This is a genomic window from Sorangium sp. So ce185, assembly GCF_051526825.1.
Taxonomy (GTDB): Bacteria; Myxococcota_A; Polyangia; order Polyangiales; family Polyangiaceae; genus Sorangium; species Sorangium cellulosum_D.
In genome coordinates, this window is sequence record NZ_CP150316.1 from 13,715,455 (window position 1) to 13,731,717 (window position 16,263).

The following is a 16,263-nucleotide window of genomic DNA, read 5'->3' on the forward strand; positions in this document are numbered from 1 at the left end:
GTCGCACCGGCTCGCGGCGGCAAGCGCAGCGCCGGCCCGGCGCCGCGGAAGGAGATCCACGATGACGACGACCGAACCCATGATGCAGAAGGAAGAGGGCAAGATCACCACGAAGATCGAGGAGCGGACTGGCAGGGTTCCGTCCGGCGCCTATCTCGGGCTGGCGATCGGCTCGATGCTGATCTCGGCCGGCTGCATGCTGGCCGGCAAGAAGCAGATCGCGAACTTCGTCGGCCAGTGGGTGCCTTCGCTGCTGGTGATCGGCCTGTACAACAAGATGGTCAAGATCGAGCACGAGATGGGGTTCGGCGGCGCCTACCGCTGACGGCGGCCTGCCGCGGATGATGGACGGCGGCGAGCTCGCCCCTGGGCTCGCCGTCGGCGACGCGCCCGAGCTCGGGCCAGGGGGAAGCGAGTGCCGTCACGCTCCTGGCCGGATGACGACGGGTCGCCCCACCGATGACGACGGGCTCTGGCCGGATGACGACGGGTCGCCCCGCCGATGACGACGGGCTCCGGCCGGATGACGACGGGTCGCCCCACCGATGACGACGGGCTCTGGCCGGATGACGACGGGTCGCCCCGCCGATGCCGATGGGCTCCGGCCGGATGACGACGGGTCGCCCCACCGATGACGACGGGCTCTGGCCGGATGACGACGGGTCGCCCCGCCGATGCCGATGGGCTCCGGCCGGATGCCGATGGGCTCCGGCCGGATGCCGATGGGCTCCGGCCGGATGACGACGGGTCGCCCCGCCGATGACGATGGGCTCCGGCCGGATGACGACGGCTCGCCCCACCGATGCCGATGGGCTCCGGCCGGATGACGACGGCTCGCCCCACCGATGCCGATGGGCTCCGGCCGGATGCCGATGGGCTTCTGGCCCCGGCGCGGCGGCGAGCAGCCCTCGCCGCCGCGGTCGCCGTCCCCGTTCTCTAGGCCCGGTCTCCGACGCGCAGGATCCGGTCCGCGACGACGAACCCGAACGGGACGACGGACAGCGCGACCACGCGGAGCACGGCCCGGCCGGACAGCGCGCGCTCGAGCGCCGCCCGGAAGGCGGCGGAGAGCATCGCCAGGAAGAGCACGCCGTGCACGCTCCCGGCGATGCGCACCGCGACGGGGTAGCCGAGCGCGTATTTGAGGGGCATCGCCACGAGCAGCAATATCAGGAGAGACGCTCCCTCGACGATGCTCGCGATCCGGAGGGTCCGGCGCTCGTTCATGGCCGCACCTGCGCCCAGGTCGGCTTGACCACCATCAACGCCACGACGCAGACCACGGGCAGCGCGGACCCAAGGAACGCAGAGAGGTCCCTTCGCTCTCGGCTGACGCAGTAGACCAGCGCGGCATTGCCGACGAGCGACAGGAGCAGCGCGCCCGCGACCCAGAGCTCGAACAGCGGCCAGCCGTTCAGGACGAGGAGCGCGTATCCAGACAGCCACGTCGCCAGCAGGCTGGGCGACGCGACGCGGTGCACGGCGCGCCTCCTCGCGGCTGGATCGTCGCACAGGAAAGCGCCGGCAGCGCCGCCGGCGTACCCCATGATGCTCAGGAACTTGAGCACGAGAATGCATCGATACGCGATCATCGGTACGCCTCCCGCCGGAGGTCCCTGCTCCAGTGTTCAAGCATCGTAAGCAGCTCGGGGTCCAGCATCTCCGTGGCACGTGGCGGCGTCCGGGACTGACGTCCGGGACTCCACGCGGACGCCAGTCTGGAGGACGGTCGCCCTCTGCGCGAGCGGCAAAAACGACAATGATCGCCAGGATCTGGCCAGCGTCGCGTCCTGGGAAGGCGAGATCGCCGCCGCATTGCGAGGTCGTGGGGCCACCCCGTCGCGGGGTCATGGGCCCAGGGGGAGACGATGCAGCTGCGATCCGGCAAGGATTGCTGCCGTCGCGGCCGCTGCGGTTGTCGGGGAAAGAGGAGCGCGCCATGATGGCGCCATGCATCGGGTGGTGATCGTCGCGCTGGACGGGGTGGTCGCCTTCGATCTCTCGACGCCGATCGAGGTGTTCGAGCGCGTACGCCTCGCGAGCGGGCGCCCGGGGTACCAGGTGCAGGTCTGCGGCGTGCAACGCGATATCGACGCCGGGCGCTTCCGGATGCGGGTCCGGCAGGGGCTGTCGGCCCTGCGCAAGGCCGACACGGTCATCCTTCCGGGCATCGCGGACATCGCTCGGCAGGTCCCGGAGCCTCTGATCCGCGCCGTCCGACGAGCCGCCAAGGAGGGAGCGCGCGTCGCTTCGATCTGCAGCGGCGCGTTCCTGCTCGCCGCGACGGGGCTGCTCGACGGCAAGCGGGCGACCACGCACTGGCTCGCCGCCGGGGAGCTCGCGAGGCGCTTTCCGCGGGTATCGGTGGACCCAAGCGTCCTCTATGTCGACGAGGGCAAGGTGCTGACGTCGGCCGGGGCGGCCGCCGCGCTCGACCTGTGCCTGCACATCGTGCGGCGCGACTACGGGGCAGCCGTGGCCGCCACCGCGGCGCGCCTGTCCGTCATGCCGCTGGAGCGCGACGGCGGGCAAGCGCAGTTCATCGAGCAGGCGCCCCCTCCGACGGAGCATGTCTCGTTGAGCCGAGTGCTAGAGTGGCTGGAAGAGCACCTGCATGACGACCTCTCCCTCGGCGACATCGCGCGGCGAGCAGCGATGAGCGTCCGCTCTCTGAGCCGCCACTTCAAGGAGCAGACGGGCACGACCCCGCTCCAGTGGCTGCTCAAGGCGCGCGTCCGCCGGGCGCAGGCGCTGCTGGAGACGACGCCCCTCTCCATCGAGCGGGTCGCGTCCAGCGCCGGGTTCGGCTCGGTCGCGGCGTTCCGGCAGCACTTCCACCGGGTGGCCGGGATCAGCCCGCAAGGCTACCGCCGCGCGTTCCAGAGCCGTCCCCGGCGCGCCAGCTGATCTCGACCGCGCCGGATTGCTCCCGGCAGGGGAGCTCGCAGCCCTCGCGGCCGCGGTCGATCCCGCCCTCCTCGTCCCCCTTCTCCATGCTGCTCGTGCGCGCTGGCGCCTCGCAGGCGCCCGCGTTGCGCCTCACCGTCGAGCGAGCCAGCCATCGTCGAGCAGCACCCAAGGGGCCGAAGCCGAGTACGCCTCGGTCCCGGCGATGGGCAGGCTCGGCGCATCCGTGAGCTCGTCGAGCCCCTCGTGTCGGAGTCGCTCTCCGCGCTCGGTGAGGCGATACACCGTCGAGAGCAGCGGGTAGCCAGCGTTGGGCGGCTTGGGGCCAGGAGCGCGCTCCACAGCGGCGCTCACGTCGTGCTTTGCCCATTGTGCGAGACGGTCTCCCCAAAACAGGTCTCCGGTACAGGACATCAGATCTCTCAAGTCCAGCCCAAGCTGCGATTTGTTGCAGATCACCTTCACCGGAGTCTGCCACTCCTCTACGGACAGAATGGTCAGGAGGAGGTCGTCGTACCGGCTGAGGCGCAGGGCACCTCCGGCGGTCTTCCGTGGAAAGAAGCACGAGAGGAGCGCCCACAGCGAAGCGAGCTCTGGAAAGCCTTCGACACGAGAGATGCAGCTTTCGACGAACGGCAAGGGGTTCTCATCGGCGTAGCTCTCCCAGAGCCGAACGGCACGTTCGTAACGTTCCACCGGCCAGGGGCGCGCCTTGCCGAGGCGGTCCAGAAGAACCTCGTCGGGGTGGTGGGCTACCGATCCGGTGCAGTCGAAAGGCGGGATCCTCGGTGGCTCGGGAAACCTTTTCATCGTACCGTGGACACGCTCGAACTCGACGATGAGGACGTCATTGCTCCGGATTCCCAGGCTTCGCAAGTAGCTGCAGGTTCTCCAGAGATTCACTCGATCGTCGAGGCTCTCCGTCGTCCACAAGACAACGGGCGGCTCCCAGCGTAGATCGGGTGAATAGAGCTGATCCCACTTTTCTCCATCATCGTCTCTGTCCGAGCATTCTTCGCATGAAGAAGACCAATCCTCACGCGTCCGGACATGCTCTGCGGCGCCCGGGCGACAAGGTCCGATGATAAGATGCTCGTGCGCACGTACGATGTTGGTCGCCCCGAGCTGCACCAGGCGCTCCGCGGCTGGCGTGTCGAAGGTGACGTGCGTCGCATCCAAAAGTGTCACGGGGGGCGTCATGCTCATTTGAATCCGCACTGAAAGCAGAGCTCATAGGTGTAGGGCTTGTCTTGCTGACATTCGTCGCGGCAAATCTCGCAGTAGGTATAGCCATGACCGTTTCTGCGCGTACAACGTCCGCCAACAGGCGGTCTAGTTCGCATTACGTCCCTGCGGTCCGCGCACCCTATCTCTCGCGAATCTGCCCCACAGCATCGTCTCCGGGGGCGATTGCCGGCGCCTCTACCGGCGAGAGCCGCCGCTCCTCACCGCGACCGCCTGCCCGGTCGTGAGACCAGGTCGGTATCTCCGTTACCTCACCGACCGGGTGCCACGGGGTAGAGGCGCCAGGGCGACGCGAAGGAGCGCCGGGGCACTCCCGAGGCTCCTCCCGCGGCGCGCTCCTCTCCGCCCACGGCGAAGGACGATCCCGCGCGCATCCCCGCCGGTCGGCCCGCGCTCCCCGCGGCCCAGCGCGCGCCCCCCTTCGCACCCCGCCTGGGAACACCTCTTCCCGCTCCGCCTCCCGCTCCGGCCTCCGGCGCCGCGCGGCGCGCGCCGCGCCCGGCGCTAACCGCCGTCCAAATCTCGACATCTCCCTGGAATCCTTCTTGCTGAGCTCGCGCGCGCGGCGAACGGAGGACCTCATGCGTCAGCGACTTTCTCGTTCTCTTGTCCTGGTAGGGCTCTTCTCGACGAGCGTTTTCTCGTCGCTCCTCGCGGCCTGCGGGCCAGAGGACCCCATGCCGACGCCCGGCTTCGGCGTCGACGGCTCTGATCCGCGGATCATGGTGACGGAGGTCCCGCCGCCGGCCATCAGCGGCGGAACGCTGCTCATCGCCGCCGACGGACGCACGGCGGTCGCGGCGGACCCCGACCGCGATCGCGTCTGGATCGTGGATCTCGACGGCGGCGAGCCGGCGTCGGTCGCGCTCGCGCGCGGGGACGAGCCCGGGCGCCTCGTCGAAGACGCGAATGGCCGGGTCCACGTGGCGCTCCGGCGCGCCGGCGCCGTGGCGACCCTCGACGTCGCGTCGCGATCGATCGTCGAGCGCCGAGAGGTCTGCCGCGCGCCCCGCGGGGTCGCCTTCGACGCATCGCGCGACGCCATCCACGTCGCCTGCGCCGGCGGCGAGCTCGTGACGCTCCCCGCCGCCGGCGGCCCCGCCGTCCGGAAGATCCGACCCGCCCCCGACCTGCGCGACGTCGTGGTCGAGGGCGACCGGCTGCTCGTCAGCCGCTTCAAGTCCGCCGAGACCCTCGTCGTGGGCCCCGAGGGCGAGGTGCTCTCGCGCCGCGCGCTCCCCGCATTCCGCTCCAGCGGGTTCAGCACCTCGGATTACGCACCTTCCGTGGCCTGGCGCATGGTGCCGCGCGCCGAGGGCGGCGCGCTGATGGTGCATCAGCGTGCGATGGCGTCGCAGGTCACCCTCAGCCCGGGCGGCTATTACCAGGCAGGCGATTGCGATGGGAACATCGTGCACGGCGCGATCAGCCGGATCGACCCGGCGGATACTCCCGACACGGCGGCCTCCCCGCCGCCCGCGGCCGCGATCCCGAGCGTCTCGCTGCCTGTCGACATCGCGGTATCGCCCGACGGCGCGCGCGTGGCCGTGGTCGGGGCCGGCAACGACGTGGTCGTGACCGCGGCCACCGGCAACCTGACGCGCGACTCCGTGTCCCCCAACTGCAACCCCGAGGTCACCTCGCGGCCGGCGGGCGGGCAGCCGGTCGCCGTGGCGTTCACCGCCCGAGGCGCCGTCGTCGTGCAGCTGCGCGAGCCGGCCGCCCTGGTCGTGCTCGACGGGCCCACCATCGCGCTTCCGGGCGAGAGCGCCAGAGACACCGGCCACGACATGTTCCATCGCCCGCCGAACGGCTTCAGCGCCGTCGCGTGCGCGTCGTGCCACCCCGAGGGGCACGAGGACGGACACACGTGGAACTTCGACCCCGTGGGCCTGCGCCGGACGCAGACCGTGGGCGGCGGCATCCTGCAGACGGCGCCCCTCCACTGGAGCGGCGATATGCCGGATCTCTCCGGCCTGATGGGAGAGGTGTTCGTCTCCCGCATGGGCGGCCCCAAGCCCGGCCCCCGGCGGCTCGACCTGATGGCCCGCTATATCGACAGCCTGCCCGCCTTCCCGGCGTCGCCGCCCGAGGACGAGGCCGCGGTCACGCGCGGCGCGGCGCTCTTCCACGACAAGAAGGTGGCCTGCGCCGACTGCCACAGTGGCCCGATGCTCACCAACAACCGGAACGAGGAGGTCGGGACCGGTGAGCTCTTGCAGGTGCCCTCGCTCATCGGCATCTCCGGGCGCGCGCCGTTCATGCACGACGGCTGCGCGGCGACGCTCCGCGATCGCTTCGATCCCGCCTGCGGCGGCCGCGATCACGGCGACGTCTCCGGTCTGACCTCCGCGCAGCTCGACGATCTCGTCGCCTACCTCGAGTCCCTCTGAGCCCTCGCCCCGCCGCGCTCCCCGCGCGACGCGATTGAGGCGTTCCTCATCACCCGGGGCCGATTGCCACGATCGCGCCCCGCCGCCGTCCGGCCGGCGCGGCGCTGGCTCCACAATAGACGGGAAATCCGGACCTGCGTCAGGGGACGTCGCGGCGCTCGCGGACGGCACAGCGGTTGCTCCTCGATCGACGCAGACACCGCGGTTCGATGGATCCGAGCCACAGGCACGGTCTTGTCTTCTTCTCACGACAGGGCGCGCCGGGCTTCCAGCGGAGAAGCGGACCCGCGCGGCGGCGCGAGCTCGCCAAGGAGGACACCATGCCGAGAGGCGACAAGTCGAGCTACACGGACAAGCAGAAGCGGCAGGCCGAGCACATCGAGGAAGGATACGAGAAGCGCGGCTTATCGGAGGGCGAGGCCGAGCGGCGGGCCTGGGCGACCGTCAACAAGATGACCGGCGGAGGGAAGAAGTCGGGCTCGGGGGTGGGCAAACCGGTGAACAAGGAGCCGGCGAAGAAGGGGGGCCGCAAGGGCGGCGCCGCCTCGAAGGCGCGGCCGGCCTCGGCGCGGAGCGCGGCGGCGAAGAAGGCGGCCGCGACCCGCAAGCGGAACGCCGCGGCCGGCGCCGGCCAGGGAGGGGCCGCGAAGAAGGCGGCGCCGAAGAGCGCGGGGTCGAGCGCGCGCAAGAGCGCCGGGTCGAGCGCGCGCAAGAGCCCGGGGTCGAGCGCGCGCAAGAGCGCGGGGTCGAGCGCGCGCAAGAGCGCGGGGTCGAGCGCGCGCAAGAGCGCCGGGTCGAGCGCGCGCAAGAGCGCCGGGTCGAGCGCGCGCAAGAGCAGCGCATCGCGCAAGACGACCTCGCGGCGGACCGGGACAGGAGCACGGCGCGCCGCGAGCGGATCCTGACCTCGGCGCGAGGAGGGGAGAGGGGACGACCATGCACGAACTTCAGGGCAACGGGGCGCCGGACGGCGAGGGCCGCGCGGCGAGGGACGAGTCCGGGCCGCAGGAAGAGAGCCCGAAGGGGCGCGCGTTCCTCGCGAACCTCGCGCGGGAGCTGTTCCAGACGGAGCACTCGGCGAAGGCACACCCGTTGGTAGAGGCGGAGCGCCTCGGCGATGTGCCGCCGGCGCACGCCATGCGGGCGGTCTCGGCTCACGCGGAGGCCGTGCTGTCGGAGCTCCCGTCGCTTCTCGCCGAGCGCGGGCTGCCCGTCAGCGCCGGCGGGAGCGCGGTGGGCCACATCTTCTCGGCGCTGCGCGATCACCTCGCCGATCACCTGCTGAACGCCGAGAAGTCCTACCGCGGCACGCTCCTCGGGATGCGCCACGGCATCGACCTCGTCGAGCTGATCCAGTACGTCGCCACGGCGGAGGGCGACACGCACCTCGCGGCGTGGTGCGCGCGCTGGCTCTCGGCGCGCAGACCCCTCGTCGAGGCGGCCGCCGGCGAGCTCGCGTGGTTCGCGGCGCGCCCGGCGCGCGCCACCCGCGCGGCGAAGGACAGTGTCGTCGCCCACCTCCTCCAGGGCCTCGTCAACGGCGCCGAGCTCGCGGCGCAGCGGCTCCGTCGCCTCGCCGCGCTCGCCGGTTGACGCCCGACGGCCGCGCGCCGACACAGCCCGGCGCAGGGCGAGCCGGCGCGCATCGTCGAGGAGGAGAGGCAGCGTGGAGCAGGGGATTGCGACGTGGGGCACGCCGTTCGAGCTCCTGAAGAGCCACGGGCCCCACGTCGCGAGCGCGCTGCTCATCGCGATCGTTGGCTGGCGCCCGCCCGCGCCGGCGCCCCGGCGCACGGCGCGGGTGCTGTCTTTGCACACGCGTTTGCACACGAGCGCTACGCTCGGGCGAGGACAGCCCCAGGTTCCACGAGGTCCATGGAGAACACGCATTTGAAGAGCGGGAGTGGGGAGCACGCCGAGCCGGTCTCGCGTCCGGGCGAGGGCGCGACGGCAGAGCCCGCGGCGGCGCCGCGCGGCGCAGCGAGGGCGGCGCCGCTCGACCACGAGCGCCACGCGCTGCACGAGCCGTCCGCGGACTGCGCGCTGATCGACGCCTTCTTCCAGGCGACGACCGCCGGGCTCGGCGTGATCGACCGCGAGCTCCGCGTGGTGCGGCTCAACCAGGCGCTGGCGGACATCAACGGGATCCCCCTCGAGGCGCACCTCGGCAGGACCGTCCCCGAGCTGCTCCCGGAGATGAGCGACGCGATCGTCGCCCACCTCCGGCGCGTCCTTCTGACCGGGGCGGCCTTCACCGGCGAGGTGACGGGGCGGACGCGGGCCTCGGACCTGCCGCGCTCCTGGCTGGTCAATTACGCGCCCGTGCGGGCGAAGGACGAGGGCGTCATCGGCGTGGGGGTCGTCGTGCTCGACATCACCGAGCGCAAGCGGACCGAGGACCGGCTCCAGGAAGAGGGGGAGACGCTGGAGGTGCTCAACCTCACGGGCAAGCAGCTCGCGGCCGAGCTCGATCTGGAGAAGCTCGTGCAGGCGGTGACGGACGCGGCCACGCGGCTGAGCGGCGCGCAGTTCGGCGCGTTCTTCTACAACGTCACGAACGCCGAGGGGAAGAGCTACATGCTCTACACGATCTCGGGCGTGCCGCGAGAGCACTTCTCCGCGTTCCCGATGCCGCGCAACACGGATGTATTCGCGCCTACATTCAATGGAGAGGGCGTGGTGCGCCTCGACGACGTCACGCAGGACCGGCGCTACGGGAACAACGCTCCTTACCACGGCATGCCGAAAGGCCATCTGCCGGTGGTCAGCTACCTGGCCGTGCCGGTGGTCTCTCGGTCCGGGAGCGTCATCGGCGGGCTGTTCTTCGGGCACCCGGCGCGGGGCGTCTTCACCGAGCGGGCGGAGAAGCTGGTGGTCGGCCTCGCGGCTCAGGCCGCCATCGCGATGGACAACGCGCACCTGTTCCGGCGGGCGCAGCAGCTCATCCAGGCCCTCGAGCAGAGCAACAAGGAGCTCGATCGCTTCGCCTACGTGGCGAGCCACGATCTGAAGGCGCCGCTCCGCGCCATCGCGAACCTGTCGCAGTGGATCGAGGACGACCTCATGGACAAGGCGTCGCCGGAGACGCGCCAGCACATGGTCCTGCTCCGCTCGCGCGTGGTCCGGCTCGAGGCGCTCATCGAGGGGATCCTGCGCTACTCGCGCGCTGGACGCGTGCGCGACAAGCCCGAGAGCGTGGAGGTCCGGAAGCTCCTCGACGACGTGCTCGCGCTGCTCACGGTCCCGGACGGCGCGTCGATCGAGATCGCGGCGGGCATGCCGACGCTCCTCGCGGAGCGGGTTCCGCTCGAGCAGGTGTTTCTGAACCTGATCGGCAATGCGTTGAAGTATGCCGATCGCCCCGACCCGCGCGTCGAGGTGCGGGGGCGGGAGGTGGGCGAGCTCTGGGAGTTCTCGGTGAGAGACAACGGGCCCGGGATCGCCCCGCAGTACCACCAGAAGGTCTGGGAGATCTTCCAGACCCTGAATCCGCGCGACAACGTCGAGGGGACGGGCATCGGGCTCTCGATCGTCCAGAAGATCGTGCTCAGCAAGGGAGGCCGGGCGTGGGTCGAGTCGGAGAAGGGCGCCGGCGCCACGTTCTTCTTCACCTGGCCGCGGAGCGAGCCGGACGTCGGGGGCGGCGTGCGCTGAGCAGGGTCGGCCGCGGCGCGCCGCCGCGCCGGCCGCGGAGGCGAGCGTGGCGATCCGCCACGCTCCGCGCCGGGTGAGGCACGCCGCTGGCGGCGCGGCCGGCCGGAGGCGCCGGCGCGACGGGCTGGAGGTCGGGCGCGCGGATTGCTTCACCAGGAGGAGCGCTCTGCGCGATCCGTTTCATCGAGGAGCGGTGAGCGCGAGCCCTGGCCTCTTGCTGGAAGCTCGACGGTAATGCATCGATCCGTGGCAGTCCTGTTGAATTGCTCTTCCCGATCGAACCGCGCGGCGGAGCAGCGCGCGCGGCTCGGGGAGCTCCTGAAGGAGACCGGCTTTGACGCAGATCTGCTGTGCGCCGAGAAGACCCGGCACATGGGGGAGCTCGCCCGCTACGCGGCGCGGGAGCCCTACGATCTCGTCGTGGCGGCCGGCGGCGATGGCACGGTGAACACGGTCGCCGCGGCGGTCGCCGGCACGGACAAGACGCTGGGGGTGCTGCCGCTCGGGACGGTGAACCATTTCGCCAAGTACCTCGGTGTTCCGCTGACCCTCGAGGGGGCCGTGCGCACGCTGGTCGAGGGGCGGCGCGCCCGGGTCGATGTGGGCGAGGTCAACGGGCGTGTGTTCGTGAACAACTCGACCCTGGGCATCTATCCCGGCATCGTGCGCGACCGCGAGGCGCTCCGGAAGCGAAGCGGGCTCAACAAGTGGGTCGCCCTCGCGCTGGCGACCGCCTCGGGCATCCGGCGGCACGAGCGCGTCCGACTCCGGCTCTTCCTGGACGGGCAGGAGCTCCAGCTGGACACGCCGTTCGTGTTCGTCGCGAACAACGATTTCAAGCTCGGCGACGTCGATCTCGCCCGGCAGCGGCCGCCGGGCTCGGGCGAGCTCGGGGTGTGCGTCGCGCACGCGGAGAGCCGGCTCTCCAGCGTCCGGCTCATCGCCAGCGCCCTCGCCGGCCGCATCCAGGAGGCGAGCGATTTCAGCGTTTTGCGCACGACGGAGCTGCGGGTGGAGGCGCCGGGGCGCCGCCGCCTCCACGTGGCCGCGGACGGCGAGGTCCTGAAGATGAAGCCGCCGCTCTGCTATCGCACGCGGCCTGAGGCGCTTCGCGTCATCGTGCCCCTGTCGTCCCAGATCAGCGCGGGCTCACGACGGCGGGAGGGCTCGACGGCTCACGTCGCCGCGCTGGGAGGATGATTCATCATGCGCACGCTCGTGCACCTGTCGGATCTGCACTTCGGCCGCGTCGACAAGGCCATCCTCCGCCCGTTGATTGACAGGATCTGGCGGATCGAGCCGAGCGTCGTCGTGATCTCGGGCGACCTGACCCAGAGGGCGCGGAGCGCCGAGTTCGCCGAGGCGCGCGCCTTCCTCGACGCGCTGCCCGCGCCGCAGATCGTGGTGCCCGGCAACCACGATGTCCCGCTCTACAACCTGTTCGACCGGTTCCTTCGCCCGCTCGACAAGTACCGGAGCCACATCACGGACGACCTCTCGCCGTTCCACCTCGACGCGGAGCTCGCCGTGCTCGGCATCAACACCGCGCGATCGCTGACCATCAAGGACGGGCGCATCAACGCGCGGCAGATCGAGGGGATCAAGGCGAGGATGTGCGAGCTCGGGCCCGAGATCACGAAGATCGTGGTCACGCATCACCCGTTCGATCTGCCCGAGAACTCGCCGCACGCGATCGTGGGGCGCGCGCGGCAGGCGATGGCGGCGATCGCGGCCTGCGGGGTCGACATCATCCTGTCGGGGCACCTGCACCTCAGCCATACAGGGCACTCCGCGGAGCGGTTCGAGGCCGGCGGGCACTCGTCGCTGATCATCCAGGCCGGCACGGCGACCTCGACGCGCGGGCGCGGGGAGCAGAACGCGTTCAACGTGATCCGGATCAGCGGGCACAAGATCGATATCGAGCGGAACTTCTGGGAGGCGGAGAGCGGTATTTTCAGGATCGCCGGCGCGGAGCATTTCGAAGAGACGGCGCGGGGGTGGGTGCGGGCGGCGTAGGCTCGGCTCGTGGAGCCCCAGGAGCGCAAGGTGCTGATCCTCGTCTGTGTCTATGAGCGAGAGCTGCCCTAAGGATCGAACGGGAGGGCGCTATCAACATCTATGTCCTTGATGCATAGCACCATCGGTGCTGTGCTGCCTTCGTACGTGTCCAATGCTCCCGATGCAGAGACGGCTACCCGATTGTATGGTCCAGCCCAGAATGCTCCTATTGGGAAGTCTGGAAACCGCGCCTCATTGATGCGACCATCTTTCGTCAAAGCTCGAAACTCTCCAGTTTTAGGCAAGCGCCAGCCCGGAGAATGATTCGAACATGCCGACTGTGCGAGTGCTATTGTGGCATATTGCTTTGGTGTGTTCGATGTAGGATCCTTGAGGGGTTCTCTCAGCCATAATGAAAATCCGATCTGTATGACGGTTTCATCGGAGAGTAGAGTTTTGTCGCCTGAGCTAGACGCAGCTGTCGAACTGAAGGCACCAATATGAGGTAGGCTTCCGACTGGGTACTCGTCATCATCGGACGATGCGCCCTGCGCCGCGATGCTGCGGTACTGCTCTGATAGCCGTTCATTCTCTGCACCGACCCTGGCTAGTTTCTCATCCAGATCTCCTGCGGGAATATTCGATAAAAACAGGGCGATGACGATGATGGTTCCAATTGTCTTCGCTGCCGCCAGACCGCTCCACTGACCGGCCCATCTGTGCGTTGGCGTTGGAACAAAGGGCACCGGCAGGGATGGCGCCTGCCCTGGGCTCACCGGGGCGACGCCCGCCCCCGGTGAGCCGATCAGGGGCGGGTAACGGCCCGTGCCGCGTGGCCGTCAATCGAGCGCATCAACCGGTCGATCCCTCGCCGGAACGTCTCTTCGTCCGGGTAGAGATCAACATACAGGACGTGGGCGATGATGCTCGGCGGCGTGACCTCCTCGAGTCGGACTGGCAGCACCCGCGTCATCTTCGAGCTGAACTGTTTCATGACCGAGCCGTGCAGCTCGCTGTTGACCCATCCGCTCGCGAGCGCGGCGCGGGAGAGGCAGACTATCACGTAGTCCGTGCTCTGCAGCCCTCGCTCGATGGCGCCTGGGATGGAGTCACCCACGAGGATCTCTTGCTCATCGAGCCAGGGCTCGTGACCCGCGACACGTAATGCTTCGGCGATCCGACGGACCGTCGGCTTGTCTGGACTAGCGTGCGAGAGGAAGATCCTGGCCATGGCTGGAGTCTCTCACGGCCCACTGGGGCGGTGTCCAGCCAGTTCGTAGGGGGGAACGTCACCGGCAGAAGACGCCTCCGGGGCAAGTTCCCTCGCGTCCGGCGAGCTTGCCGCCAGCGGCGAGCAGGCGGTACTGCTTGGCTACCTCACGCCAGCTTCCCGAGCTCCCGGAACCGCCCCCGGAGGTCGTTGTAGAGCCCGCGGTACACCGCGTGGATCTCCCGGTACCGCGCCGAGCGCGCCTGATCCGGCGCGACCCGCGAGACGACATGGACGAACGCGTCCGCCGCCTCCTCGACCGACGAGAACAGCCCCGCGCCCGCCGCGCCGAGGAGCGCCGCGCCGTAGGCCGGGCCCTCCGTCGACGTCGTGATCGCCACCGGGGCCTCGAACACGTCGGCCATCAGCTGCCGCCAGAACGCGCTGCGCGCGCCGCCGCCGGTCAGCCGGATCTCGTCGATCGAGACCGCCGCCGCGCCGTTCGCCTGCCCCACGCCGCGCATCAGGTCCAGCGAGTCCGCCAGCCCGAACGTGATGCCCTCGAGCACCGCGCGCGAGAGGTCGGCCTTCGTCGTCCGGGCGCTCAGCCCCACGAACGCGCCGCGCGCCGCCGCGTCGTTGTGCGGCGTCCGCTCGCCCATCAGGTACGGCAGGAAGACCACGCCGCCCGCGCCGGGGCGCGCCGTCGACGCGGTGTCCGAGATGATCTCGTACGGATCGACCTTGCGGATCTCCGCCGCCATGCGCTCCCCGTCGCCGAGGACGTCGCGGTACCAGCGGAGCGCGCCGCCGGCGGCGAGCATCACCCCCATCAGGTAGAAGCGCCCCGGGACCGCGTGGCAGAAGCTGTGCAGCCGCATCTCGGGCTCCACGACCCAGGTGTCGGTGTGCGCCAGGATCACGCCGCTCGTGCCGACCGACGCCATCGCCCGGCCTGGGCGCACGATGCCGAGCCCCACCGCGCCCGCCGCGTTGTCCGCCGCGCCCCGCACGACCAGCGTCCCCGCCGGCAACCCCGTGGCCGCCGCGACCTCGGGCGTGAGCTTGCCGAGCGGCGCGTTCGACGGCGCCGACTTCGGGAACACCGCGCGCGGCACCCCGACCGCGTCGAGGAGCTCGGCGCTGAAGGCGCGATCCCCCGGCGAGAACGCCAGCGTGCCGCTCGCGTCGCTGTCGTCGGTCCCGAGCTCGCCCGTGAGCTTGAGCCCCACGTAATCCTTCGGCATCAGCACCGCGCGCACGCGCGCGAACGCCTCGGGCTCGTGCTGCCGCAGCCAGAGCAGCTTCGGCAGCGTGAACCCCTCGAGCGCGCGGTTGCCGACCAGGCGCGCGAGGCCCGCGTCGCCGACCTTCGGGTTCGCGTGGATCGCCTGGCACTCGGCCGTGGTGCGCGTGTCGCACCACAGGATCGCCGGGCGGATGACGGCCTGCGCCTCGTCCAGCAACACCGCCGAGTGCATCTGCCCCGTCAGCCCGATCGCGCGCACCTCGTCCCGGCGCGGGCCGAGGGCGCGGGCGAGCTCGCCGAGGGCGCTCAGCGCCGCCGCGGCGAAGTCCTCGGGCTCCTGCTCGGCCCACCCGGCGTGCGGCGTGGAGAGCGGGTATTCGCGGTGCGCCGACGCGACCGCCGCGCCGCGCTCCGTTTCGACTGCGATGGCCTTGAGGCCGCTGGTCCCGACGTCGATTCCGATCACGATGGCCATGAAGAGCGTCCTTTTCCTTGGAAGAGAAGGTGAGCGGCTGGAACTTTGAAGAGAAGGTGAGCGGCTAGAAACTCTGAAGAGAAGGTGAGCGGCTAGAACACGACCTGGAGCTTCATGGGCGCGGTGCCCTTCTTCATCATCTCCAGCCCGCGCGGGAGCTCCTCGACGGGCATCGCCTCGGACAGGAGCCGCTTCACGTCGACGGCCCCGCGCTCCATCAGCTTGAATGCCCGGTCGTACGTCCTCCTGATCGCGAAGCTGCCGATGATCTCGAGATCGCGCCGGTAGATCTCGAACGGCGAGACCTCGACCTTGTCCTCGGGACCACACACGCCGAACACGAGGTACCGGCCGCCGTTCTTCACGTACTGGAGCGCGTCGCCGAGGACCCGCGCGATGCCCGTCGCGTCGATCACGACGTCGAAGCCGTACGGCGCGATCTTCTTGAGCTTCGCCGGGAGCGCGTTGTCGGCGACGACCACCTCGGTCGCGCCGTGCTGGCGCGCCAGATCGAGCTTCGACTCGACGAGGTCGACCACGGTGACCGCGGCCGCGCCGTTCGCGCGGCTCGCCTGGAGGTGGAGCTGGCCGATCGGGCCGGCGCCGAGGACCAGGACCTCCGAGCCGATCTCGATGCGCGCGCGATCCTGGCCGAAGACGACGCACGCGAGCGGCTCGCAGAACGCCGCCTCGCCGAACGAGACGCGCTCGAAGCGATAACAGTTCTTCGCCGGGACTCGGACGAGCTCGGCGAAGCCGCCGTCGCGGGTCACGCCCACCGCGTTCCACCGAAGGCAGTGGTTCTGCCGGTTGATCATGCAGAAATGGCACTCTTCGCAGGTCACCGTCGGGTCGACCATGACCCGGTCGCCGGGCCGGAGGCCCTCGACCTCGTCGCCCACGGCGGCCACCTCGCCGGCGAGCTCGTGCCCCGGGATCAGCGGGAAGGTCGGGAAGAAATCGCCCTCCCAGATGTGCACGTCGGTCCCGCAGATGCCGCACGCCTTCGCGCGGACGAGCACGTCGCGCGGGCCGATCTGCGGCGGCGCGACGTCGTTGCGTACGGCGATCTTCTTCACGGCTTCGAGAACGGCTGCCTTCATACGAGACCCTCCTCGGGGCATCGCAGGGG

At 70.3% G+C, this 16,263-nt stretch carries 15 protein-coding genes; 7 read left to right on the forward strand and 8 right to left on the reverse strand.

Features of this window, described 5'->3' with window-relative positions:
- Positions 1-61: 61 nt before the first annotated feature.
- Positions 62-325, forward strand: a complete 264-nt coding sequence (locus WMF26_RS50745) for a hypothetical protein (RefSeq protein ID WP_020742286.1) — start codon at positions 62-64, stop codon at positions 323-325.
- Between the two features lie 611 nt (positions 326-936).
- Here the strand turns inward: WMF26_RS50745 and WMF26_RS50750 are convergent.
- Positions 937-1,227, reverse strand: a complete 291-nt coding sequence (locus WMF26_RS50750; protein ID WP_437953216.1) for a DUF3817 domain-containing protein — start codon at positions 1,225-1,227, stop codon at positions 937-939.
- Positions 1,224-1,592, reverse strand: coding sequence for a hypothetical protein (locus WMF26_RS50755; RefSeq protein ID WP_437998566.1), 369 nt, complete (start codon positions 1,590-1,592; stop codon positions 1,224-1,226). Before WMF26_RS50755 ends, WMF26_RS50750 begins: the two co-directional genes overlap by 4 nt.
- A 358-nt stretch (positions 1,593-1,950) precedes the next feature.
- On the opposite strand from WMF26_RS50755, the gene WMF26_RS50760 reads away from it, so the two are divergent.
- Positions 1,951-2,907, forward strand: a complete 957-nt coding sequence (locus WMF26_RS50760) for a GlxA family transcriptional regulator (protein ID WP_437998567.1) — start codon at positions 1,951-1,953, stop codon at positions 2,905-2,907.
- A gap of 132 nt (positions 2,908-3,039) precedes the next feature.
- Here WMF26_RS50760 and WMF26_RS50765 read toward each other — a convergent pair whose 3' ends face one another.
- A complete protein-coding gene (locus tag WMF26_RS50765) occupies positions 3,040-4,095 on the reverse strand; it encodes a hypothetical protein (protein WP_437998568.1) in 1,056 nt (351 codons plus the stop codon).
- Between the two features lie 734 nt (positions 4,096-4,829).
- Here WMF26_RS50765 and WMF26_RS50770 point away from each other — a divergent pair.
- Positions 4,830-6,545: a cytochrome-c peroxidase gene (locus WMF26_RS50770; RefSeq protein WP_437998569.1), complete on the forward strand. Its 1,716-nt coding sequence runs from the start codon at positions 4,830-4,832 to the stop codon at positions 6,543-6,545.
- A gap of 343 nt (positions 6,546-6,888) precedes the next feature.
- Here WMF26_RS50770 and WMF26_RS50775 read toward each other — a convergent pair whose 3' ends face one another.
- On the reverse strand, positions 6,889-7,395 hold the full coding sequence (locus tag WMF26_RS50775; protein ID WP_437998570.1) for a hypothetical protein: 507 nt from the start codon (positions 7,393-7,395) through the stop codon (positions 6,889-6,891).
- Between the two features lie 86 nt (positions 7,396-7,481).
- On the opposite strand from WMF26_RS50775, the gene WMF26_RS50780 reads away from it, so the two are divergent.
- The 4 genes from WMF26_RS50780 to WMF26_RS50795 all read left to right on the forward strand — a co-directional run bounded on the left by WMF26_RS50780 (position 7,482) and on the right by WMF26_RS50795 (position 12,215).
- Complete coding sequence (locus WMF26_RS50780; RefSeq protein ID WP_437335149.1) at positions 7,482-8,138, forward strand: hypothetical protein; 657 nt, start codon at positions 7,482-7,484, stop codon at positions 8,136-8,138.
- Between the two features lie 282 nt (positions 8,139-8,420).
- Positions 8,421-10,199 carry a sensor histidine kinase gene (locus WMF26_RS50785; RefSeq protein WP_437998571.1) on the forward strand — a complete coding sequence of 593 codons (1,779 nt, stop codon included), beginning with the start codon at positions 8,421-8,423 and terminating at the stop codon, positions 10,197-10,199.
- A 246-nt stretch (positions 10,200-10,445) separates the two neighbouring features.
- Positions 10,446-11,399, forward strand: coding sequence for a diacylglycerol/lipid kinase family protein (locus tag WMF26_RS50790; RefSeq protein ID WP_437998572.1), 954 nt, complete (start codon positions 10,446-10,448; stop codon positions 11,397-11,399).
- A gap of 6 nt (positions 11,400-11,405) precedes the next feature.
- Positions 11,406-12,215 (forward strand): metallophosphoesterase family protein, encoded by an 810-nt coding sequence (locus WMF26_RS50795; RefSeq protein WP_437998573.1) that lies wholly within the window; start codon positions 11,406-11,408, stop codon positions 12,213-12,215.
- Between the two features lie 68 nt (positions 12,216-12,283).
- On the opposite strand, the gene WMF26_RS50800 is transcribed toward WMF26_RS50795, so the two are convergent.
- The 4 genes from WMF26_RS50800 to WMF26_RS50815 form a co-directional block, all read right to left on the reverse strand.
- Entirely contained in the window at positions 12,284-12,943 is a 660-nt protein-coding gene (locus WMF26_RS50800) for a hypothetical protein (RefSeq protein WP_437998574.1), read from the reverse strand.
- Between the two features lie 59 nt (positions 12,944-13,002).
- On the reverse strand, positions 13,003-13,428 hold the full coding sequence (locus WMF26_RS50805; protein ID WP_437998575.1) for a toll/interleukin-1 receptor domain-containing protein: 426 nt from the start codon (positions 13,426-13,428) through the stop codon (positions 13,003-13,005).
- Between the two features lie 146 nt (positions 13,429-13,574).
- Positions 13,575-15,131, reverse strand: coding sequence for a xylulokinase (gene xylB / locus WMF26_RS50810; RefSeq protein ID WP_437998576.1), 1,557 nt, complete (start codon positions 15,129-15,131; stop codon positions 13,575-13,577).
- A gap of 92 nt (positions 15,132-15,223) precedes the next feature.
- Positions 15,224-16,234 carry a zinc-dependent alcohol dehydrogenase family protein gene (locus WMF26_RS50815; protein ID WP_061627511.1) on the reverse strand — a complete coding sequence of 337 codons (1,011 nt, stop codon included), beginning with the start codon at positions 16,232-16,234 and terminating at the stop codon, positions 15,224-15,226.
- Positions 16,235-16,263: the final 29 nt, after the last annotated feature.